General features: G+C 37.7%; 20 protein-coding genes and 1 pseudogene. 4 read left to right on the forward strand and 17 right to left on the reverse strand.

Annotated elements, in window-relative coordinates; translation table 11 throughout:
- Positions 1–297: 297 nt before the first annotated feature.
- The 8 genes from CIL03_RS18635 to CIL03_RS18680 form a co-directional block, all read right to left on the reverse strand.
- Positions 298–603, reverse strand: coding sequence for a hypothetical protein (locus CIL03_RS18635; RefSeq protein WP_094887393.1), 306 nt, complete (start codon positions 601–603; stop codon positions 298–300).
- Positions 604–1,238: 635 nt separating this feature from the next.
- The gene (locus CIL03_RS18645) at positions 1,239–1,655 is read right to left on the reverse strand and encodes a DUF3888 domain-containing protein (RefSeq protein ID WP_094887395.1); all 417 of its coding nucleotides are present in this window, start codon (positions 1,653–1,655) and stop codon (positions 1,239–1,241) included.
- Positions 1,656–2,974: 1,319 nt separating this feature from the next.
- Entirely contained in the window at positions 2,975–3,745 is a 771-nt protein-coding gene (srtB, locus tag CIL03_RS18655; RefSeq protein WP_094887397.1) for a class B sortase, read from the reverse strand.
- A 30-nt stretch (positions 3,746–3,775) separates the two neighbouring features.
- Positions 3,776–4,546, reverse strand: coding sequence for an ABC transporter ATP-binding protein (locus CIL03_RS18660; RefSeq protein WP_094887398.1), 771 nt, complete (start codon positions 4,544–4,546; stop codon positions 3,776–3,778).
- Positions 4,536–5,519: a FecCD family ABC transporter permease gene (locus CIL03_RS18665; RefSeq protein WP_094887399.1), complete on the reverse strand. Its 984-nt coding sequence runs from the start codon at positions 5,517–5,519 to the stop codon at positions 4,536–4,538. Before CIL03_RS18665 ends, CIL03_RS18660 begins: the two co-directional genes overlap by 11 nt.
- Before the next feature lie 23 nt (positions 5,520–5,542).
- Positions 5,543–6,493, reverse strand: coding sequence for a heme ABC transporter substrate-binding protein IsdE (gene isdE / locus CIL03_RS18670; RefSeq protein WP_094887400.1), 951 nt, complete (start codon positions 6,491–6,493; stop codon positions 5,543–5,545).
- A gap of 243 nt (positions 6,494–6,736) precedes the next feature.
- Positions 6,737–8,542 carry an NEAT domain-containing protein gene (locus tag CIL03_RS18675; RefSeq protein WP_094887401.1) on the reverse strand — a complete coding sequence of 602 codons (1,806 nt, stop codon included), beginning with the start codon at positions 8,540–8,542 and terminating at the stop codon, positions 6,737–6,739.
- A 27-nt stretch (positions 8,543–8,569) separates the two neighbouring features.
- Positions 8,570–9,199: an NEAT domain-containing protein gene (locus CIL03_RS18680; RefSeq protein ID WP_094887424.1), complete on the reverse strand. Its 630-nt coding sequence runs from the start codon at positions 9,197–9,199 to the stop codon at positions 8,570–8,572.
- Positions 9,200–9,768: 569 nt separating this feature from the next.
- Here CIL03_RS18680 and CIL03_RS18685 point away from each other — a divergent pair.
- Positions 9,769–9,999 (forward strand): hypothetical protein, encoded by a 231-nt coding sequence (locus CIL03_RS18685; protein WP_094887402.1) that lies wholly within the window; start codon positions 9,769–9,771, stop codon positions 9,997–9,999.
- A gap of 251 nt (positions 10,000–10,250) precedes the next feature.
- Here CIL03_RS18685 and CIL03_RS18690 read toward each other — a convergent pair.
- The 6 genes and pseudogenes from CIL03_RS18690 to CIL03_RS18715 form a co-directional block, all read right to left on the reverse strand.
- Positions 10,251–10,490, reverse strand: a pseudogene (locus CIL03_RS18690) (GMC oxidoreductase); the annotation flags it as partial.
- 49 nt (positions 10,491–10,539) lie between these two features.
- The gene (locus CIL03_RS18695; RefSeq protein ID WP_420855433.1) at positions 10,540–12,198 is read right to left on the reverse strand and encodes a glycerol-3-phosphate dehydrogenase/oxidase; all 1,659 of its coding nucleotides are present in this window, start codon (positions 12,196–12,198) and stop codon (positions 10,540–10,542) included.
- A gap of 170 nt (positions 12,199–12,368) precedes the next feature.
- Positions 12,369–13,859, reverse strand: coding sequence for a glycerol kinase GlpK (gene glpK / locus CIL03_RS18700; RefSeq protein WP_094887404.1), 1,491 nt, complete (start codon positions 13,857–13,859; stop codon positions 12,369–12,371).
- 22 nt (positions 13,860–13,881) lie between these two features.
- Positions 13,882–14,715, reverse strand: a complete 834-nt coding sequence (locus CIL03_RS18705; RefSeq protein WP_094887405.1) for an MIP/aquaporin family protein — start codon at positions 14,713–14,715, stop codon at positions 13,882–13,884.
- A gap of 221 nt (positions 14,716–14,936) precedes the next feature.
- Positions 14,937–15,491 carry a glycerol-3-phosphate responsive antiterminator gene (locus CIL03_RS18710; protein WP_420855434.1) on the reverse strand — a complete coding sequence of 185 codons (555 nt, stop codon included), beginning with the start codon at positions 15,489–15,491 and terminating at the stop codon, positions 14,937–14,939.
- Positions 15,492–15,721: 230 nt separating this feature from the next.
- The gene (locus tag CIL03_RS18715; RefSeq protein ID WP_094887406.1) at positions 15,722–16,912 is read right to left on the reverse strand and encodes a DUF4317 domain-containing protein; all 1,191 of its coding nucleotides are present in this window, start codon (positions 16,910–16,912) and stop codon (positions 15,722–15,724) included.
- A gap of 225 nt (positions 16,913–17,137) precedes the next feature.
- On the opposite strand from CIL03_RS18715, the gene CIL03_RS18720 reads away from it, so the two are divergent.
- Genes CIL03_RS18720 through CIL03_RS18730 form a run of 3 tightly spaced genes read left to right on the forward strand, consistent with a single transcriptional unit; the run spans position 17,138 to position 19,265 of the window.
- On the forward strand, positions 17,138–17,704 hold the full coding sequence (locus tag CIL03_RS18720; protein WP_338061902.1) for a GbsR/MarR family transcriptional regulator: 567 nt from the start codon (positions 17,138–17,140) through the stop codon (positions 17,702–17,704).
- The gene (locus CIL03_RS18725) at positions 17,701–18,378 is read left to right on the forward strand and encodes a cysteine hydrolase family protein (protein ID WP_094887408.1); all 678 of its coding nucleotides are present in this window, start codon (positions 17,701–17,703) and stop codon (positions 18,376–18,378) included. The genes CIL03_RS18720 and CIL03_RS18725 overlap by 4 nt, the downstream gene beginning before the upstream one ends.
- Positions 18,375–19,265, forward strand: coding sequence for a glycine betaine ABC transporter substrate-binding protein (locus CIL03_RS18730; RefSeq protein WP_094887409.1), 891 nt, complete (start codon positions 18,375–18,377; stop codon positions 19,263–19,265). Before CIL03_RS18725 ends, CIL03_RS18730 begins: the two co-directional genes overlap by 4 nt.
- A gap of 129 nt (positions 19,266–19,394) precedes the next feature.
- On the opposite strand, the gene CIL03_RS18735 is transcribed toward CIL03_RS18730, so the two are convergent.
- The 3 genes from CIL03_RS18735 to CIL03_RS18745 all read right to left on the reverse strand — a co-directional run bounded on the left by CIL03_RS18735 (position 19,395) and on the right by CIL03_RS18745 (position 21,290).
- Positions 19,395–19,739 carry a LysM peptidoglycan-binding domain-containing protein gene (locus CIL03_RS18735; RefSeq protein ID WP_094887410.1) on the reverse strand — a complete coding sequence of 115 codons (345 nt, stop codon included), beginning with the start codon at positions 19,737–19,739 and terminating at the stop codon, positions 19,395–19,397.
- 274 nt (positions 19,740–20,013) lie between these two features.
- Positions 20,014–20,454 carry a YbaN family protein gene (locus tag CIL03_RS18740; RefSeq protein WP_338061903.1) on the reverse strand — a complete coding sequence of 147 codons (441 nt, stop codon included), beginning with the start codon at positions 20,452–20,454 and terminating at the stop codon, positions 20,014–20,016.
- A gap of 176 nt (positions 20,455–20,630) precedes the next feature.
- Positions 20,631–21,290, reverse strand: a complete 660-nt coding sequence (locus CIL03_RS18745) for a DUF429 domain-containing protein (RefSeq protein ID WP_094887412.1) — start codon at positions 21,288–21,290, stop codon at positions 20,631–20,633.
- Positions 21,291–21,297 lie beyond the last annotated feature (7 nt).

Genomic DNA, 21,297 nt, shown 5'->3' on the forward strand with positions numbered 1-21,297 from the left:
GAGATTTGCCGCCGACTTCCTTCAGATTCTGGGTCGCCCCAGACACCCTTGTCTTAAGCTAACCACTACTACTGCCTTCGTGGCTCGGGACTTCAACCCTAAAGAATGTGTGCATGCCTGGCACACACTAAAACGCTCAGAAAATATTCTGAGCGTTTTTATCTTAATATTTAATTTTTCTTCTTCAACTAAACTGCCACTTACCTCAATGTCGCTTCTTTCGCTAATGCACCCGTTAGTAAAGTAGAATGACAAAAACAATATTTATTACTTCTATTATTCTGTATGGTTGCGGGCTTATCTTATAAAAACGTCGTAAAAGAATGGTATGCCTACATCCAGGATAAGCAAAGTGATGGCGATGAACAGGGCGGTTCCAGCTATTGGTGGAATCCATTTTCTTTTCTTGACTTGGAACCAGTAATTGATTGCCCACATTGCAGTTAGGAAAACAAGAGTAACGAATGCAATCATACCAGAGGTGAGGTTTTTGTTTGGGCTAATATTTACTACAGAGAAAAACGCAAGAAAACCGATAACTCCCAATAGAATTAAATTAACAGTATGCACGACAATATAATAAATAGTACCCTTATTTTTCATTAAATCTCCACCCCGAACATTTATAGTTTACAATCACATTTTATTATTCTTTTTCCCGTCCCACTAATCTTCGACTGCCATCCCTTTAACAAGATAGTCATCTTTGAGTAAAGCACCGGTTAGGTCATCATTGTACTGAGTGAATCAGCTTTGTATTTATCCCCCGAACGATAAGAATGCAATTATATACAAAACTATAGATACCACATATAAGTAGGGTAATTTAAAATTAAAGCGTAAACAAAAGTTTTTAAAATTATTAGTAACCTTGTTATTGATAAGATTTGTGAGAAGAAAAACAATAACTAATACAAATATCAATTGAAGGAAAAGGTTAGTTAAAAAAACCTGAAATATAGGAAGTAACCTACTAATGAATAAGAATGCCAAAAAGTACAAAAAAGATTCATACGGTTTTGTATTATATTCAATTTCGTTTATTTTTTTCAAATTCATCCCCCTCTTTATGTGTAACACAAGATTTCTTTTTTTCCCCACCTACTTCTTGTTCCATTAAACTGCCATAGCTAAAAAGACCACCACAATGGCGATTTTATTGTTGTGTTAAAGCACCATATAGTTTAAGTACAAGTTGTCACAAACTTGTTAGTTAAATTAAAATGCTAACTTATCCATTATGCAGGTTCTCTACATTCATATTCTTGATTATTTGGATCATACTTTCTCACTTTGTAATCCTTTAGTACCCAATTACTATCTTCCCAATCTTTTTTTACTGTTACTGTAAAAATATCGTGTGGTGGGCTATGTGCCCCAGAATATGTCATCCCTTCCAAGGTAGCTTCAAACATCCACGATCCTGGATGATGGAGTTTTTTAATGTCCACCACCTTTAAACATTGAAAAGCCTTATCATATGTAGTTCCATAGAATTCTTTAACTGCTTCATACATTTGTGGTTGTAGGAGATCAATCACTGCATCTTCTAACAAATTTTCTCTTGTTGCTTCCGTTTTTGTTGGCTGGATAGCATTAGCTGTTGGCGTTAACAAAAAGAGAAAGCAAAAGAAGAACAAAAAAATTCTTTTCAATTTTTTCACCTACTGTTTTAGTAGGTATTTTCCCCAAATGAAGTAGTTACATTCACCTAAATTAAATCGTCTCACTACCGCTACTTAAATTAGACTAATATAGAAGTAAACTGCCTTTTTAGCACAATAAGCGATAAGAGCTGAAATGACAAACCTTTCTTTCGTTAACGCACCCATAAATTAAAGAAAAATATAGATACTTACTGCCAAAATCGTTGTACTGGGTTACATTAAAGCAATATCACTTCCACTTCTAAGTCTATTTTATATTTATCATGTTCAACCTCGACTTGTATAACTGAATAAAACTGCACAAGTACCACATGCTAAGATAAAACAAAAGGTGGGTATTTTTGATGGCAAATTTTTTTAGGATAATAAATGCAATCGTTTTGTGGGCTATTGTATTATTATTTCTCCCAAAACACTCCTTTAAAAAGTATTTACCAGTTACATTATTTTGCTCTTGTATTTTGTTAATACAATCTCTACTAAACTCCAACTTCAAATGGTGGGTGGTAAAAGGAGGAAAAGGATACAGGATATTTGATGACCTAGCCTTTATATTTGGACCATTTTTTACTATTAACTTGTGGGTGTTTCATTTTACCTATGGAAAATTCTCCTTATATGCAATATGTAATTTAATAATCGATCTTGTTTATGCCTACCCCTTAAATGCACTTTTTCAAAAAATGGGCCATTATAAATTAATAAAGTTTAATTCAACAGTACTTTTTTTAAAAACTGTTTTACTATCCTTATTGAACTATGGTTTTCAAAAATTCATCAAAAAGACAAATTCTTAAAAATCGCCTACGTAATTAAACTTTTTTTGTTTAATGACAACCTTTAGATTGACTCAAATTATGGGCACTACGCACAATAACAACCTAAAGTTGCTTGTTAAATTAACCTGCCAGTTAGTTTAAGTGTAATCGTTCACAATATCTATATTTATTTTAACATAAATATTCAGATTACCTTGTAAAATCAAGTGGAAACTAATCAACTTTCAATTTATTGGTAAATTTATGTATGCCAATTTGCATATGAATTTGTAGTACAAAGTGTAGTAGACATACACTGGCTATTGTTATCTAACAAATAGGGGTACAAATCGCACTACAATTTTAATGTATATTATAAAGAAAACACTATTAAACCAGCAAAAAATGACCATCAAATTAGCATACAAATAGATGGTCATTTTACATTACATTTTTAATGTTTGCGATAGGTAACGGAACCCGTTAGTAATATACGTTCTCCTCTTTTATGTGTATTGTTGATATATCCGTATGGTTCAGGAGAAGGTGTTATCCCTTCTTCACCAACTTCGCCTGCACGACCAGCCTTCCATCATTATCATCACGATCGTAATCACAGGTAGATAATGTAAGAATGCGGTCATCCGAAGTTACTTCTACGTCTGTTTCATACATGGATTCCTCTCGAATTCCTGTAAGCAGCTGTTCGTAGTCTTCATCACTTGCAAAGTCCGTTTGAATATAATTAAAATCAATCGTTGTATTGTAAACAGCGAAAATCTCTGCTTCATAACTATCATATAATGTATCAAATTCAATTGTTTGATGGTTCTTGAAAAATTCCCGATCCTCATACTTGGATAAATGTTCAAACATGGAACCATCCTTCGTGCGATGTCCATATACAATTGTATTTAAACCTGGGGATTTAACGTTATTCCGAAAATCCATAAAAATGCTGCCAACAATGTTGTCCTCTTTATAAAAATCTTGCCTTAAATAATCAGTATTATTATCTGCTTTCAGGATGGGGTAATCAATTTGTGTATCCTCTATCGCAATCCAGCCGACAAGTTCCTTATTTTCCTTTAACAAGATATCAAACCCTGAACGGACGGAATTGGGATTGGTGCCATTTTCACGCTTATTTATTTCACCAGGATCAGACGCATAGAATGTTTCCTGGATATTGTTCAGTACTTTGCGGTTTTTATAGTAATCTATCGCCGTATCAATCAGTCCATTTGCTGCATAAATAAATACACCTAAACATAGAATCGTGAGCATTACAGATAAAACCTTCTTCATTTTTACGCTCATCCAAACGTCACCCCATTCATCGTCAATCCATTAAATTCCTAAAGGAACAATATACATTCCGACATCCGCTTCATTTTTCACAACAACATTCACACCGTAAACCTCTTGCATCAATTGTTTCGTAACAATCGTTTTCGGATTGCCCTTTTTGATTACTTTCCCTTGTTTCATCGCAATAATATGATGGCTATATTGAATGGCCTGATTTATGTCGTGCAGAACCATTACAATGGTCAGGCCGTGTTCTTTACATAATTGTTTAACTAATTCCAGTATCTCATATTGATAATACATATCCAGGTTAGAAGTTGGTTCATCCAAAAATAGAAATGGTGTATCCTGAGCAAGCGCCATTGCTATCCATACACGCTGCTGCTGACCACCGGATAATGTATCAATCGCTTCATTTCTTTTTTCATACAAACCTGTACATTCAAGCGCCCACTTCACCATCTCTTCGTCCTTTTCGACCTTCGGGGAGAACGTATTTCTATAGGGCAGGCGTCCATAATAGACAAGTTTTTCTACTGTCATATCTGCTGGCGCGGTATTTTGCTGGTGGACAACGCCCAGCTTTCTAGCAAGTTCCTTCGGCTTATATTTATTAATCGCTTTCCCGTCAAGAATAACTTGTCCAGCTTGCGGCTGATGATTATTCGTCAGCACCCCAAGCAGTGTAGACTTGCCACAGCCATTTGGCCCAATAATCGTTGTGATTTGACCTGGTGTAATTTCTGCAGCTACATTGTGCAGGCGTTTGATTTTATCTTGATATGAAAAAGATATATCCTTAATTTCCATAAATACGATCACTCTTTCTAAGCAGGAATATCAGGAATGGTCCACCAATAATAGCCACGATAATCGAAGCTGGAATTTCGATTGGTGAGACAAGCGTTCTTCCCAGAGTATCTGCAGTCAGGATTAGCAGCGCCCCCGCTATTGCGGAAAATGGAATAAGCAGTTTATGATCATTGCCAATAAGCGTGCGGCCAATATGCGGGATAAGCAGTCCGACGAAGGTAAACATTCCTGCAATTGCAGTGGCAATGGATGCAAGCAATACAGCGACGATGGAAATAATGAAACGTGCCCGGTTCACACGGAATCCTAGATTTTTCAATGTTTTATCCCTTAATCCCAAATGGTTGCACCAGGCAAAAAGGAGCATGCTGAGAATCAATCCAATCGAACCATACAGGACCATCACTTCAACGTCTCCCCATGTTTTCATCGTAAGTGTTGAGGACGTAACCGAAATACCGGACATCATGCTGCTCGCATTTTGGGAGGTAATAAATTCACTTAATCCCGTAAACACCGCATTGATGGCAACACCAATTAAGATCATTCTTAGTGGATTGAGTCCAGATTTCCAGGAAAACATATAGACGAGTAAAAAGGCAATCGCTCCACCGATAAAGGAAAACAATGGTGTATAGAAATACAATGTGGGAAAGAATGTAATCATAATAATGGATACAAAGCCTGCACCAGATGAAACCCCGATAATCCCAGGTTCCGCCAGCGGGTTACGCATGACGGCCTGTAAGAGCACACCGGAAACTGACAAGGCTGCCCCGGCAAAGATGGCAATCACAATGCGCGGTAAACGCAAGTCTTTTATAATTTCCACATTTTCATTGGTGCCTGTAAAAAGTCCTGTAATCAATTCCCCTGCTGTGATCTCAATACTCCCAGTTATCATCGAATAGATTGTTACGACTAGAAGCAAACCGATTACGACGATAAAGCTGATAATCTTTTTATACATCATAAAAACCTCTTTCGCAGGCCCTATTCGGCTAATTCTGGGTAAAGCATCCCGACTAATTCTTCCAATGCTTCAGCAGCAGCTAAGTTCGCAGTTGTTCCAAAAAGTGTTTCCTCTAAATCATAAACTCTGTTCTCTTGGACTGCTTTAAAATGACTCCATATATCATTTTCTTTAAATTCCTTATCAAACATTTCCACAACTTCTTCAGGCATACCGTGTGCCATGCGCAATATAACGTCAGCATCGGATTGCTGCAGGTTTTCTGTATTTGCTGCGACGTATTCCACACCTTTTTGGGCAATAGCATTTACCCCACCAGCACGTCTTACAAGGTCACCAACATAGGAATCCTCTGTCGCAACAAGATAGCTTCCCGGGACCCCAAGTAAAATCAGCACTTTTGGAGATTCTTTGCCTTCGACTTTTGCCTCGATCTCCGTCATTTTTTCTTCAAAGTTGTTTACGATTTCTTCCGCTTGCTGCGTGCGTCCATATTTCTCACCAAGAGACAAGATACTCTCATTCATTCCTTCTACACTTTCTAAGTCGATATATGTTGCTGGTGTATTTGTTTGAGTAAATGTTTCTTCTACATATGATGTCAATGTCGTAACCGTTAATACATCTGTTGGTTTCAATGATCTAATTAATTCCATGTCTGGTGTCATCGCAAGTCCAACCTCAGGCAATCCTTCATATCGCTCAGGTAAATCCTTATACGATGTAGGAACACCAACAAGATCTAATTCCAATTTATCCATGATTTCTGTTAAAGCGACGGTTGTTGAAATAATTTGACCATCCGTATCGAGTGCATCTGTTTCTTCATTTGAATCTGCTTCTTCTGTATTTGTTTGAGTATCAGCGCTTGAGGATTGACTATCTGCTGCAGTAGATTTTCCATCTGTGCCACAGCCAGTTAAAACAATTAGAAGGATGATGGAGAGTAAAAAACTAATTTTATTTTTCATGACGGCTACACCTCTTTTCAATATATGCTTCAAAAAGGAGGATAAAAAGGACCGAGAAGTTCGAGGCAGCTTAGCTTTGAGTATCGGAACGTATGCAATTAATACGTGAGTAACGCAAAAGCAAGCTAACGAAGAAATTCGAAGTGTCATTTTTACCGGACTTTTTGAACAACCTCTATATGAAACTTGGAGTCTTACTGCCTGTTAGGAACAGTAAGACTCACTTGTTTGGAAACTTATCAATTAAATAAAACGTCTTCTTAATTTGAATGCCAGCGGAATAGCTGAACCAATCAATAGGATGACATAAAGCAAGGTGTTTGTTGTTTCACCTGTTTGTGGGTTTGTTGCTTGTCCATTAGTTTTTGTTTGGCCAGCTTTATTAGTATCATCATCAGAACCAAATTCAGGTTTTTCTGGAATTGTTTTGTCATCGTCTTTAGGTGTTTCATTACTGTCACCATCAGTTACTGGTGGATTGTTCTCAGGGTCAGGTGTTTGATTTCCGTCACCATTTTCTCCTTTAACAGTTGGTCCATTTGCATTGTCAGAAGCTGCCAGGCGATAATCACTTGCATCGGCTTCTTTCATGCTGCTTTCATCTAGGAATAGTCGTGCTTTATGATTCTGTCCCTCATAGATTCCTGGAACGGTAATAATCATATCTAGTAAAATAACTTCAGATAGATTACCATCTAATTTAAATTGATAAACGATTGTATCTCCATTTTCTTCGACTACAACCATTTCACCGAATTTATTCTTCAATGATTCAATATATTGTTTACCTGTTACAGTAATCTGAAGATACTTTTGTCCATCTTTTTCTAATAACACAGCCGGTCCTTTAAAGAATGAATCAGCTGCAGATGCTTGATCTTTGGTTTCATGTTTGATTTCAAAATCAATTTCATGCGCTTTATCTGGTGCTAGCTGATCTTTTACTTCAGGATTTTTCGGTTGTTTTTTGCTGTCATCCTCTACATCAGCTGAATCTTCATTATTAACTGGTTTGTCGTTATTTACCGGTTTATCGTTATCTTCTAGTTTTTCATCATCTGCTGATTCTTCTTTACCACTGTCTTCGTCTTTATTTTCTTCCTCATTTGCAATGCCTGCACCAGGCTTTTGTGATGCGTTAGATGGAGTAATACTTGTTTCATTTAATGATACATCGAAATTGGCTTTGCCTTCATATACGCTGCCATTATAAGGTGCTTGATATTCAACATACGCATGAGAAAGGGAGGTTAAACTATCCACATTAAAAGTTTCATAACGCTTGTCTCCATCTACTTTCTTTTCTGCAGCGTTCTTTCCATTGATCTGTAACAATGTTACCGTATCATTTGCATTTACAGTTATGGTTACTTCCGCTTTTCCTTCTGTGACAGATAAGAACAAGGAACTGCCCAAATATCTGCCCATTGTGGACGCTTCATCACTGTCACTTTTTAGATAACTGGCATCAATTGTATAGTATCCATCCTGCAGGTCAGCAAGGCTTGGTTCAGTTGGTTCTTCTTCAGGAGCATTCGGTTCCTCTTCTGGTTCGGTTGTTTCTTCTGCAGGAGGAGTAGTTTCTTCTTCTTTTTCTTCTTCTGCTTTTAGTGGTACTTCACTTACATCAAAATAGGCACGAGCAGTATGGGTTTTTTCATATACACCTGGAACAACCACGTGCATCTTCATTACTACAGGTTCAGATAAATCTCCTTCTACCGGAAAACCTACCACTCTCGTATCATTTTCTTTATCTTCAATTACATCAACCTCACCACTTGGAGCAGATAATGATTTAATCATGCTGCTGCCTTTGAGTTCAAGCTGAATATACTGGTTTCCATTTTCAACAATCAGTGATGCTGGTTTAGTCATGAAATTATCGGCTGCTGATAGGTCATCTTCCGTCGCATGCTTTACGATATAATCTATCTCATCATAGGTGCCGTCTTCAAACTGGCTTGTTTCTTCTGCAAACACTGCACCACTAAAAAATGGCAGTGCAAGTATTGTTATTATTAAGGATAAGATCCATTTATTTCGCATCTTTTTCTCTCCCTTACAGGTTTCTATTTAGTTTCGTACAGGCCGCAATTTCCAAATTGCAACTAAAGCAATTGCTGATCCAAGCATTAATAGAGCATAAAGTGCAATGGATGAGTCTTCGCCAGTTTGTGGATTTTCCACTGTTTCACCTGTACCATTGCCCGTTTCAGCTGCAGCTTCAGAAGCCTGATCATTTGAATTATTTCCTGCTGGTGCAGCAGCTTGTTCTAATCCACTTACATCAAAAACAGCACGTGCCGTATGAGTCATATCGTACATATCTGGAACGATGATATGCATATCCATATTTACTGGTTTAGATAAGTCACCATCCACTTTGAACTTCACTGTTCTTGTATGGTTTGCTGTATCCTCACTAATGACGCTTAAAGGGCCTGATGGTGCTGTAAGTGATTCTATATAATTGCTGCCAGTAACGGTTAGCTGAATCGTTTGAACCCCATTTTCCACGATTAATTTCGCAGGCTTTGTAAAGTAACCATCCGCAATCGATGTATTCTCACTATCAGCCTCTTTCACTTCATAATTCACCTCATATGTACCGTCAGCAATTTGTGCAGATACCGGAGATGCAATAAAGAAAGCAGTTAAAATTAAAGCAGTTAAAGCCATGAATAACGGAAATCTATTTTTCATTCTCTTTTTCCTCCTAACGATTTATAAAAAGTTTGACTAGAAGTAAAATATCCCCTCAAATTTATGCCAAGCTACACTGTGAATACTGCCTTCGAATATAATTTTAGAAAGCTTAAACACATGAGTTCGCCCCTAGGACCTCCCAGCTATTAATTTGGTAATATTCTCGACATTATTAAATGTACCAATGAGGGTTTGACAGAACAACAGACGAAAGGTGAACAAAAAACGACTTATTTCCGAACGTTCTCGTTAAACATGACATTTTAGTAGCATTTATTCTGCTTCTCTGCTACTTGTCGCCCCTCGAATATTGCCGAAATATAAGTACATCCAAACTATAATACAGTTTCAAAGGGAAGAACGTGATGTAACTCACGCAATGTACAGCGTATACGTGAAGTTTTTATGAACTTAGTAAACTTTTCAGTATAACTTTTTCCACATTTCAGAATAAAAACTTATATGTTATAATGCGCGTAGCACTTCGTGAAGAAAAGTACTTAAATTAAATGACAGGTTGGCAGAAGAGTGTAAGATATGCAATTCACCAAAGAGGAGGTATAAAAGTGGACTCATTACTTTGGATAACTATTGGTTTCATCATATCCGGATTTGTTGTTCTCTTTTCTATGAAAAAAGGCATGGAAAGTAAGCTCGCTTTTATAAAAGCAAATATGGAGAGCGAGGAAAGTTCAGGTAAAACTAAATCCATAGTTTGGTGGATAGTGAGTACCATAGCTTGGGGAATAGTGAGTATCATTCTTATTGTTTGGTGGTTTCATAATCACTTTGGATAACCACTGGTTTCAAATGTACTAAAACGAAACTGGTGCGATTGTTGAACTTTTTATAAAAACAAAACTGGGCTTCTCCAGCAAGTTAAGGATATAGACCTCGTATGGATCCTTGTCCTGCAGCACGGATAATACGTGAATAAGAAAATGCGATCCTATTACGTTCTAGTGAAGCCCTATAATATGTTAAATTTATCCATTTTCAGCTATATTTTATGCCTGTATTATTTCCATTACATGCTACCCCTTTATTCCTATGTTCTAATACTGTTCTTTGCTTTAACAAGTTGTCCATCTTCTCCCCTAAATTTTAAAATGCCTTCGGCTGCCCGATAAGCTAATGCTCCTACTGTGCCTATAGGGTTATAACCTCCATTATGAGGAAAGGCAGAAGCACCGATTACGAATACATTATCCATATGCCACATTTGGAGATAATTATTGAGTGCAGATGTCTCAGGGTCCTCTCCAATGATGACACCGCCAGTAATATGACCATACCAAAACTTCCCGATAGTATCTTAAAATGATGTCCATAAAATGTTATTCCTCTGGATGTGTTGCTTCATACATAAGCTGATTTAATTCTTTCACGTAATCTGCTGTTTGTTCGTCTGACCAGTTGAAAACTTTTGCCATATATGCAATTACCCGGTCTTTATGCAGGTCCACCCAATCTATGTCGAAGAACAATGCTCCTGTACGTCTGATGAAAAAGTCAACTGGTTTGTATGCTAATTCGTACTTGATGGCATAACGAAGTACAGCAAATACTGCCGGGTCAATATTTTCAGCTTTGGCATCGGCTTTTTCGCGTTGATAGATATCAAAAATCACATCGATATTTGAACCGTATTTTCCCACTAAACTTTTAGCTGATTTTTCTTCCATCCCCAGGTGTACCGCTTCAGATACCTTCTCATTTACAAACGTTTCAAAGCCTGCAGAACCTCCTACATCCCCACCTGAAATGCGCAATTCTTTTGTTTGTGTAACGGGGAATGATCTTCCTTCTTCCTCTTGCAATTGCTCTCCAACCAGATTTACAATACTTTCAGCCATTTTGCGATACCCTGTCAGCTTACCGCCAGCAATAGAAATAAAGCCTGAATCGGATACAAAGATTTCATCTTTACGGGAGATCTCTGAAGGATCTTTCCCCTCCTCATGAATAAGGGGGCGTAAACCAGCCCAGCTTGATTCAACATCCTCGGGCTTAATATTAACCTCTGGAAACATATAATCAATGGCCTTTAAGACATAATCACGATCTTCTATTGTCATTTTTGGATGCGCAATATTTCCTGTATAAACTGTATCTGTAGTACCGACATACGTTTTACCTTCCCGGGGAATAGCAAAAACCATCCGTCCATCAGGTGTGTCAAAGTATATCGCTTGCTTTAATGGGAAACGTTCTCCGCCGAATACAAGATGAATCCCCTTCGTAAGATGTAAATATTTCCCTCTTTTTGAGTTATCTATTTCACGTAATGTATCAACCCATGGTCCAGCCGCATTAACAATTTTCCTGGCAAAAAGCTTTTGGGTGGAACCATCGATCTGGTCCTCTGCTTCAACTCCAATAACCTTGCTATTTTCATAAACCAGGTTCGTCACTTTCATATAGTTTAAGGCGAGTGCCCCTTTTTCTGCTGCTTTTTTCATAACCTCGATGGTTAAACGGGCATCATCTGTTTTGTACTCTACATATACACCAGCACCTTTAAGGTCTTTAGCGTTTAATAAGGGTTCCCGTCTAACAGCTTCTTCCGGTTTAAGCATTTTCCTTCTTTCGCTTTTCTTTACACCTGCAAGGAAGTCGTAAACACGTAAACCTATATTTGTAGTAAATGGACCAAAAGTTCCTCCTTTGTAAAATGGAAGCATCATCCGTTCCGGTGTTGTAACATGTGGTCCATTTTCATAGACAATCGCCCGTTCCTTTCCGGTTTCTGCAACAACGCCAATTTCAAATTGTTTTAAATAACGAAGACCTCCGTGAACAAGCTTGGTTGAACGGCTCGATGTACCTCCGGCAAAATCCTGCATTTCTACAACAGCAACTTTCATGCCTCTTGTTGCAGCATCAAGTGCAATTCCGGCACCTGTAATTCCTCCACCGATCACAAGCAAATCAAGGGATTCATCATTTATCCTAGTTTTTATATCATTTCGATTTAAGCTTGAAAACATGCCCATTCTCTCCTTTTTATCATTATCTGAATAACTTAATTTTTAAAGTCAGGCAAAACAAAAGAGACCACAAAACACTCTATGAAAATAGAGTACTGTGGTCTCTCAGGAATCTCCGTCCGACTTATTAACTTGCCTTTATTATAACACATTTCAATGCTTTAAGATAGACATTTCTATTTAAATACTCTTGTTGCTTCTACAGCCTTTTTCCATCCACTGTATAGTTCGTCACGTTTCTCTTCAGATAAGTCTGGTGTGAAAGTACGCTCGACATTCCAATGTTTAGCAATTTCCGCCTTATCCTTCCAGTAGCCAACAGCCAGACCCGCTAAATAAGCTGCACCTGATGCGGTTGTTTCATTAATACCAGGGCGATCCACTTGAACTCCTAAGAGATCGCTTTGGAATTGCATTAGGAAATTATTTTTAACTGCACCACCATCTACGCGTAATGATTTAACATCAATACCTGAATCAGCAACCATTACATCTACAAGGTCTTTCGATTGATAAGCCAGGGATTCAAGCGTCGCACGAATAAAATGTTCTTTTGTTGTACCACGGGTTAGACCGAATACTGCTCCACGTGCATCACTATCCCAATATGGCGTACCTAACCCCACAAACGCGGGGACAACATAAACACCATCAGTTGAATCTACTCTTGCAGCATAGGCCTCACTCTCAGGTGAGTTATCAATTAATTTTAATCCGTCACGAAGCCACTGGATAGCAGAACCCGATACAAAAATACTGCCTTCTAAAGCGTATTCAACTTTTCCGTCAACACCCCAAGCTAGAGTTGTTAATAGACCATTTTTCGATTGAACGCCCTCTTCGCCAGTGTTCATCAACAGGAAGCCACCTGTACCATACGTATTTTTAACCATTCCTTCTTCAAAGCAAGCTTGTCCAAATAATGCAGCTTGTTGATCCCCTGCCATACCCGCAATTGGAACTTCTTTTCCGAAGAAATGATAATCCACTGTGTTTGCATATACTTCAGAAGATTGCCGAACCTCTGGCAGCATACTTTTTGGGACAGTTAAAATTTCCAGCAGCTCATCATCCCACTTTAAATCATAAATATTATACATAAGGGTACGTGATGCATTCGAGTAATCCGTTACATGGGCTTTTCCACCAGATAGTTTATAAACCAGCCAGCTGTCAATGGTGCCAAACTGTAGTTCCCCTCTATCTGCTTTTTCTCTGGCTCCTTCTACATTGTCTAAAATCCATTTAACTTTTGATCCAGAGAAATACGGATCTAATAGAAGTCCGGTTTTTTCCTTAAACAAATCGTTATACCCTTGCTCTCTAAGTTCTTGTACAATGCTCTCCGTTTGGCGGGATTGCCATACGATTGCCTTATAAATTGTTTTTCCGGTATTTTTGTCCCAAACAACTGTTGTTTCTCTTTGATTCGTAATTCCAATTCCTGCAATTTGATCCGGTCCAACATTTGCTTTTCTAAAAACTTCTGCAATACACGCAAGAACAGATGTCCAAATTTCATTCGCATCATGCTCCACCCAACCAGGCTTTGGAAAAAATTGCTCAAATTCTCTTTGTGCCGTTTCGACAATCTCTCCTTCATGGTTAAACAATATTGCACGGGAACTAGTTGTTCCTTGATCTAAAGATAAAATAAATTTACTCATTATTAGCTCTCCTCCTTATTATCTATGAAGCTTTATAAATTTCATTCTCCGTTGAATCTTTATTTACCTTTTTTAACTCTATTGATGCGGCGGCAATTAAAATAATTGCAATAACTGCACTAAATACCCAAAATGCTGCTGAATATCCGCCTGTAAAAATAGCCTTATAAAATAATGCACCATAAATACCGCCTATTATTGGACCAACTACTGGGACCCAAGCATAGCCCCAGCCAGAGCTTCCTTTACCAGGGATAGGGAGTAAAGCATGTGCAATTCTTGGACCTAAATCCCGGGCCGGATTGATTGCATAGCCAGTAGGTCCACCTAAGGACATTCCTATTGCACAAATCAATAAACCAACAACTAATGGATTTAATCCTTCTGTAAACTCATTAATTCCGATAAATAACAGTCCAAAAACAAGGACAAATGTTCCAATTAATTCTGTAACCATGTTTGATAATGGACTACGGACAGCTGGTTCTGTTGAGAAAACAGCTAATTTCGTGCCCGCTTCTTTTGTTTCTTTCCAATGAGGTAAATATGCAAAGTAGACGATTACTGCACCAATAAAGGCACCAATTATTTGGGCCGAAATATACGTTGGAACTTTCCCCCAAGGGAAATCTCCAATTGCTGCAAATCCAAGTGTAACAGCCGGATTAACATGTGCACCTGATACACTTCCAACAGCATAAACTGCGAAAGCTACCGCAAGTCCCCAACCGATTGTGATCAGCACCCAGCCCCCACCGTTACCTTTTGACTTATTTAATTCACTAGTTGCTACCACGCCACCACCAAAAATAATGAGGATCATGGTACCAATAAGTTCCGCTGAAAATTCTGACATCATTATATCACCCTTTGTAGAATCGATTTCTAAATACAACAAGTTGCTAGCGCGCGCTATGATTAAACACAAAAAACCACACTAAACCATGCATATCTCTGGCAAGAAATATGCTTGTAGTGTGGGCTCAAAGTCTCTATCACATTAATATTAATTAACTTGTTAACCCTAGTTTATACATCTTTGAAAACGTTGTCAACAAATTTCCGCAATATTTACATTTACATTAGTTTCCAAAGTTCAGGATTGGACGTACTAACTGCTTTAGCACCATCTTCAAGGGCGTTTATAACATCTTGCTCAGACCGGATTAATCCACCAGCAATTACAGGTATTCCTGTTTTCTCATGAACCTCTGTAATAATTTTAGGGACAACACCAGGTAAAACTTCAATATAGTCAGGCTGAACTCTATTACATATTTTTAAATTATGATCGAGTGCATGACTATCCAACGCAAATAAACGCAGAATACCAATTACTTGATATTTTTTTACAAATGAAATTGCTTTCCCTCTTGTTGAAATAATACCATCCGCTTTCACATTATGAATCAAAAATTCAATTCCATATTCATCAGCTTTAAGGCCTTTGACAAGATCAGCATGTATAAACACTTTTTTAGAGTGTTGGTGGGCATATTTCACCAAATCCTTTAGTTGGGAAACACGGGTTTCTAAAAATACAACAATTTCATGTTGACTTTTAAGGATTTTTTCAAAGTGCCTCATATCCTTAAGAACTGGGAAAATACTTTTTTCAATATTATTCAAAATAACACTCCATTTCAGTGAAATACTTCAATTCTGGTATATTGGGGACAAGTCACTTTTCCCACTATCTAACCTAAGACAGTGGACCGTTCCATAAATAATCTAAGGTTGTGTGCCACCCCTCTGTGCTGAAAGCCGCGCGATATTCTAACAAAGTGGTACTATTGCACGATCTTCCATGGCTGTCGCACAACTTCAACTGGTCTTCGCACGACTTCAAAATATCATACAATTTATTCTTCAGTCTCTTTGGCTTTGCCAAATAAAGCTTCCGGAATCATTTCAAAGCCTTCAATCTCCGTATTTCCTTCCACTTCAATCATTAAGAAAAGCTTTCCGTTAAACTCGACTTGGCGAAGATGTCGCAGGTCTTGTGGACTGACAGATATATCGGCTGCTTTTGTCTTAATTTTGATAGACTTTGATGTGTATTTTGGGACGATGCTGCTTGCTTTTAACTCATATTTTTCATCATCGATCACTGTCTTGAATGCCTCTTCTACCTTTTCCGATTCGACATCGTTTACTCCACTGCTTTTTAAAACGTTTTCTACATCCTTGTAGTCTAATTTAGGTATCTCTTCCTCTTCATTCTCTTCCATGACTTGGTGGATCTCTTCATATACATTGGAAAGTGTGGATGTATTCATTTGGTCCCCTGCTACTTTTTTAACGATTTCCTCAAAGACAATTTTATCCTCCTGTGCAGTCATTGTTTCTTCCGCATTTAATACTTCCTCTATGAAATGATAATTCAGTTCATATGCTTTTCCTGCAGAATATAGTACGTGATTGACATCCTGAGCATTATCCGTGAAGCACGGGAATAAAAATCCGGAAATTGGGGCTTTCAAATTGATAATTGGATCTACGACAAAATTATATTTGAACTCCTTTTCCACATAGTCAAACACTAATTCCTTTTTCGGATCTTGCGTTTTATTCATACTGCATAAAATAAAAGAATTGGAATAAACCGAATCCCGTTCGCTTTCGTCTGACTCTTCACTCTTACGCTTCGCCGCTTTCATATATTCTCCGCGAATAAAGGTTACGACAATATCCATTTCGTATTGCTTATCCTTCAGCATTTTCTCTACCATTTGCAGCATTTGGCTTTTCCATTCTTCGGAATCATTACTTAATAGACCCTGGTGAAGAATGAACTGACTGCTATTTTCCACGTCGCGCTGGAACTTTAATTCAAATAATTTCTCGTCCAATTGGCCTGACAATACTTTCTTGAAATTTGCCATGAACAACTCTTTCTGTTCCTCTTCCAGCAAATCAAACGGCAGGCTTTCCTGATGATAGATTTCACTCGATTCTTTCATAATGTACACATTAAAGATTTCATGGATTTTTAATAAATCATTATTTATCTTAAATTGTTTACGTATATTTGCGATGTCTTTTTTATTCAATCCTGTTTCACTCCTAGGTTTGTTATCAGCATGATGTATTTTCCTATATACATTCTATCATTCTATCATTTTATTGCACTAATCCACTCTATTTTTGGATTAATTTTGTTATTCCTTTTCGTTCTTCCAATTCATCTTCATCGTACCTCTCATCGAAAAGTTGATTTTTTAATTCAATTAGTTTAATATGTACAATATGAATTAAATAAATTGAATGATCAAGGGGTGATTCTATTGTCTAATGAGCATGAATCAATTGAGCAAGCAAGAGACATAATGATCAGCGCGATCGCACAATCCATGGTTATCTATGGTGTGACTCCATCTGTTGGCAGGATCTACGGTGTGCTTTATTTTTCTTCCGAACCGTTGACCCTTGATGAGATCAAGGATCAGGTAGCCATGAGTAAAGCAAGTGTAAGCAATGGAATGCGGGAACTCTTAGAGACAGATATGGTCACGAAAGTCTGGAAAAAAGGTGATCGAAAAGACCATTATGTGGCAGAGAAGGATTATTTAAGAAATTTTATCACGTATTTTATTAACAAAATACGCCAGGAACGTAATCTGATTATGAAGGCCACTGAACAAGTTGAGCCTGCTTTAGAAAAAATTTTGCTTGAAACATCTGATGAACAAGTAAAAGAAAAAGCAGCCAAAGACCTTGCTCTCATTAAAAATTCTTATGATTATTTTGATTGGACAATGCGCCTTGCAAACAGATTTGAGTCCGGGGAGATATTTGATTATTTACCAAAAAAACAGAATAGAGGAGACTCGGATAGAACATGAACAAACACAACACCGCTTTGGTGCTTATTGATCTTCAGAAGGAAAGTAATTTTGGACTAAAGCAAATGGATCAAGTAGTTACCAATGCAAATAGATTAATTAATGGTTTTAGAGAAATGGACATCCCGATTATTTATACACGTCAAATCAACCGGGCAGATGGTGTTGGGCTTTCCTTAAAAGACCCTTTAAACGACGATGGTACTCCATTTTATTACAACTCAGCTAGTGAAAATATAGAAATTCTAGATGAAATAAAGCCAAAAAATGGGGACATTGTCATCGATAAATATCGATGGAGTGCTTTCCACGAAACTAGTCTGGATCTTACACTTAAGAGCCTGAATGTTAAAAATGTTGTGATTGGCGGCGTGGTGACAGATGGCTGTCTAGTAACCTCTGTATTTGATGCCTATTTTAGAGATTACCAAATCCATCTTATTAAAGATATCTGTACAGCATCCAATACAGGTTCTCATATGGCATCGCTGATGATGATTGCCAATTGGGTATACGCACTTAAAATATATGATACGGCGAATATCCTCAAGTGTATGAATGGGGAAGAATACGAGGCGTGGGAAGCTGATACCGTCGATCCACTGCATTATACACCAGAAAATATGCAAGAAATCTTTAATAAACTAAACGAACAGAGGAGATATTCATCATGAAAAAGTTTTTATTGCTATTTATTTCCTTAACTTTATTGACACTTGCCGCTTGTGGCAATGCCGAAGAGGAAGATAATGCTGCAAATGAGGGAGCAGCAAATGAAGAAAAAGGAACCATTGTTTTAGGGCAAACCCCATGGTCAAGTACTGCACCACCAACACAAATTGCCAAGCAAATTTTAGAGGAACAAGGATATAAAGTAGAAGTAGAAAGTGTTTCGCAGCCAATCATTTGGGAAGGTATGAGAAATAAAGAGATTGATTTCTTTATGGATGCGTGGTTACCATATACAGAAGCAGCTAGATGGGAAGAGTTTAAGGATGATTTAGTTAAAGTAGCTACAAGTTATGAAAATGCAAATCTTGGTTGGGTTGTACCTTCTTATGTGGAAGAGAACTCAATTGAAGATCTAAAAGAAAATGCCGAAAAATATGATGGAGAGGTCGTTACCATTGCTGAAGGTGCAGGCCTTGTTGAAATTTCAAAAGAATTAATGGCAGGGGAAAATATGGAAGAACATGGATTTGAGTTAACCCCTTCTAGTGAAGGTGCGATGCTTTCCATTGCACAAGATAAAATTGATAATGAAGAGCCTGTTGTATTCACTGCCTGGAGACCACATTCTGTGTTCGCACGTAACGATTTGAAATTTTTAGAAGGTCAAGAAGACTATTTTAAAGCAGATAACGTCTATGTACTTTCTTATAAAGGGATTGAAGAAGAGCATCCAGAAGCATATGAAATTTTATCCAATTGGAGCATATCTATCGATGAACTTGAAGCGATGATTAGTGAAAATGAAGAAAACAATACTCCCTTTGAAGACTTAGCTGCCGAATGGATTGAAGAAAACCGTGAAAAAGTAGATCAGATGATTGGTGAATAGATAGACACGTTAAAATAGTAAGCAGGTCAACTCCAAGTTGATCTGCTTATTTTTGTATAAAAGACAGGCACCATTTTTGAAAGACTTTTCTCTAATAAAGCAACTGAACATTAACAGTCCATTTCCCTATCACTCCGCACAACCCGTCGGAATACAAATCCGCTGCCCAACTCGAAGGTAGTTTGGATCAACACTTGGATTTGCTTCCAGAATACTATCTATCGTAACTCCATATTCCCTTGAAATTTGGTAAAGGGTATCGCCAGTTTGAATAATAATTGGGCTATGGTTTGGCGGACATGCCGGGATACAGATTACTTGCCCCACCCTTAGGTTATACGGATCAATTCCCGGATTAGCTGCCATAATTCTTGAAACACTTTTCTCTAATCTTAACGCAATATAGTTTAAGGTATCCCCCGGCTGAATCGTATATGGATATTGACCTTGTGGACATTGTCGATAAAAATACATCGTGAACACTGCTCCTTTTTCTTTACTTTTTACAAAATATGTTTGAAATGGGCTTTTAGTGTATCCTAAAGAAATATCTCACCTTAATTCTGTTTCGTGGGTCTATATAATTGATTAGACTTTTGAAATGGCATATACATTAGTTTTAAAGATAACTATGAAGGGACAATGGGGACAGGTTCATTTGTCCCCATTGTCCCTCTTATGGGAATGTAACTTTTTAGAAATAGTTATAAATATACCCTTAAGAAAAAACCTCATAAGCTAAATCCATTCAGCTTGTGAGGTTTGTATTTTCCCGGTTACTCAACATAGTAATTATATTTTTAGCCTCTTCAGGAGTAACCGTTGGAATTCTCTTGATAAAGTAATAATGCTTAATAACACAAAGAACAACCATGATGATTTTGACAACTAGAATGTCCACATATATGACAGAAAATAGAATAAAGGAATCGGCAATCAAGTTGATGCGGATTTTTTCTTTTCTAGTCATGCCTTTATTTTCCCGAAGCCGTACGACATATAATTTGTAAAAAGATGTACGCTTGAACCAGTTTTCCACTCGTTTGGAGCTTTTACCAAAGCAGAAGGCTGCAAATAAGAAAAACGGCCCACCTGGCAGTACCGGAAGTACTACACCAGCCACACCGATTCCAAACGAAATGAAGCCTAAAACAACAAAAATAAAGCTTTTTATATTTTTTATGGTAATTCACCTTACCTGGTTTATGATATCGTATACCTGAAATATGACTCCAGGATACTGCTGCATAGATAATTGTACAATGAATTCCGTTTTAAATCAAAGAAACGGACAATTAGGACAGGTTTATTGTACCGCTCCCTGCACCATACACATCATGAAACTGATGATGTATTTTGTTCCCATTAACAGCAAAATTCATAAGGATGTAAGGGCGGTTTAGCTAAAGTTCTCCATTTTGGTGTAAATGCGGGGTCACCCCAATGCCAGGCACCTAAGGCTGCTGCACAGGCATCAATCGAATGGCATTGTTCAGCTGCTGTTTCTGGAATTCCGATAAGCTGTTGTTGCTCTAGCCAACCTAGAAGAACCTTTCTCACTTCGAAATCTTTTTTATATGTTAAAAGATAATCCATTTCTACTTGGGACAATCTTGAACCGATCACTGCACCAGGATGCACTTCCACGATTGAAATGGGGTGGAGTGATGGTTGTGCTGCGATTTCTCTGCTGAGCTTTATCCCTCTCAATGTTAAATATACCATTCGATTTAACGTAGGAGGCATGATTGATCCGGGTTTCATCCCGATTTCGACAATAAATTTTCTTAAATTTCGATCCGATTCCCTGTCCCCTCCTCCATCTTCATAAGACAATGGAGCGTCAATGCCGATTACGACTTCATCTACTTGAGATTGTACTGAAATCTCTTTTAAAATTTCTTCATCACTCAAATGACTCCTGCTCTTGAGAAATCTCAATTGCCTATTTTCTGCTTCGAACACCGTAAGTACCGTATCCTTGTGGTTACTCGGGCCTGATAAATCAATTCCTATGACTCTCATCGAATCC

The organism is Virgibacillus indicus (genome assembly GCF_002266285.1).
In the GTDB taxonomy this organism is placed as follows: domain Bacteria; phylum Bacillota; class Bacilli; order Bacillales; family Amphibacillaceae; genus Virgibacillus_K; species Virgibacillus_K indicus.

Excerpts from the sequence above, each read along its gene's own strand:
- CIL03_RS18635 (WP_094887393.1), bottom strand. The coding sequence starts at position 603 with ATGAAAAATAAGGGTACTATTTATTATATTGTCGTGCATACTGTTAAT.
- srtB (WP_094887397.1), bottom strand. The coding sequence starts at position 3,745 with ATGAGCGTAAAAATGAAGAAGGTTTTATCTGTAATGCTCACGATTCTA.
- CIL03_RS18660 (WP_094887398.1), bottom strand. The coding sequence starts at position 4,546 with ATGGAAATTAAGGATATATCTTTTTCATATCAAGATAAAATCAAACGC.
- CIL03_RS18665 (WP_094887399.1), bottom strand. The coding sequence starts at position 5,519 with ATGTATAAAAAGATTATCAGCTTTATCGTCGTAATCGGTTTGCTTCTA.
- isdE (WP_094887400.1), bottom strand. The coding sequence starts at position 6,493 with ATGAAAAATAAAATTAGTTTTTTACTCTCCATCATCCTTCTAATTGTT.
- CIL03_RS18675 (WP_094887401.1), bottom strand. The coding sequence starts at position 8,542 with ATGCGAAATAAATGGATCTTATCCTTAATAATAACAATACTTGCACTG.
- CIL03_RS18680 (WP_094887424.1), bottom strand. The coding sequence starts at position 9,199 with ATGAAAAATAGATTTCCGTTATTCATGGCTTTAACTGCTTTAATTTTA.
- CIL03_RS18695 (WP_420855433.1), bottom strand. The coding sequence starts at position 12,198 with ATGGGCATGTTTTCAAGCTTAAATCGAAATGATATAAAAACTAGGATA.
- glpK (WP_094887404.1), bottom strand. The coding sequence starts at position 13,859 with ATGAGTAAATTTATTTTATCTTTAGATCAAGGAACAACTAGTTCCCGT.
- CIL03_RS18705 (WP_094887405.1), bottom strand. The coding sequence starts at position 14,715 with ATGTCAGAATTTTCAGCGGAACTTATTGGTACCATGATCCTCATTATT.
- CIL03_RS18725 (WP_094887408.1), top strand. The coding sequence starts at position 17,701 with ATGAACAAACACAACACCGCTTTGGTGCTTATTGATCTTCAGAAGGAA.
- CIL03_RS18730 (WP_094887409.1), top strand. The coding sequence starts at position 18,375 with ATGAAAAAGTTTTTATTGCTATTTATTTCCTTAACTTTATTGACACTT.
- CIL03_RS18735 (WP_094887410.1), bottom strand. The coding sequence starts at position 19,739 with ATGTATTTTTATCGACAATGTCCACAAGGTCAATATCCATATACGATT.
- CIL03_RS18745 (WP_094887412.1), bottom strand. The coding sequence starts at position 21,290 with ATGAGAGTCATAGGAATTGATTTATCAGGCCCGAGTAACCACAAGGAT.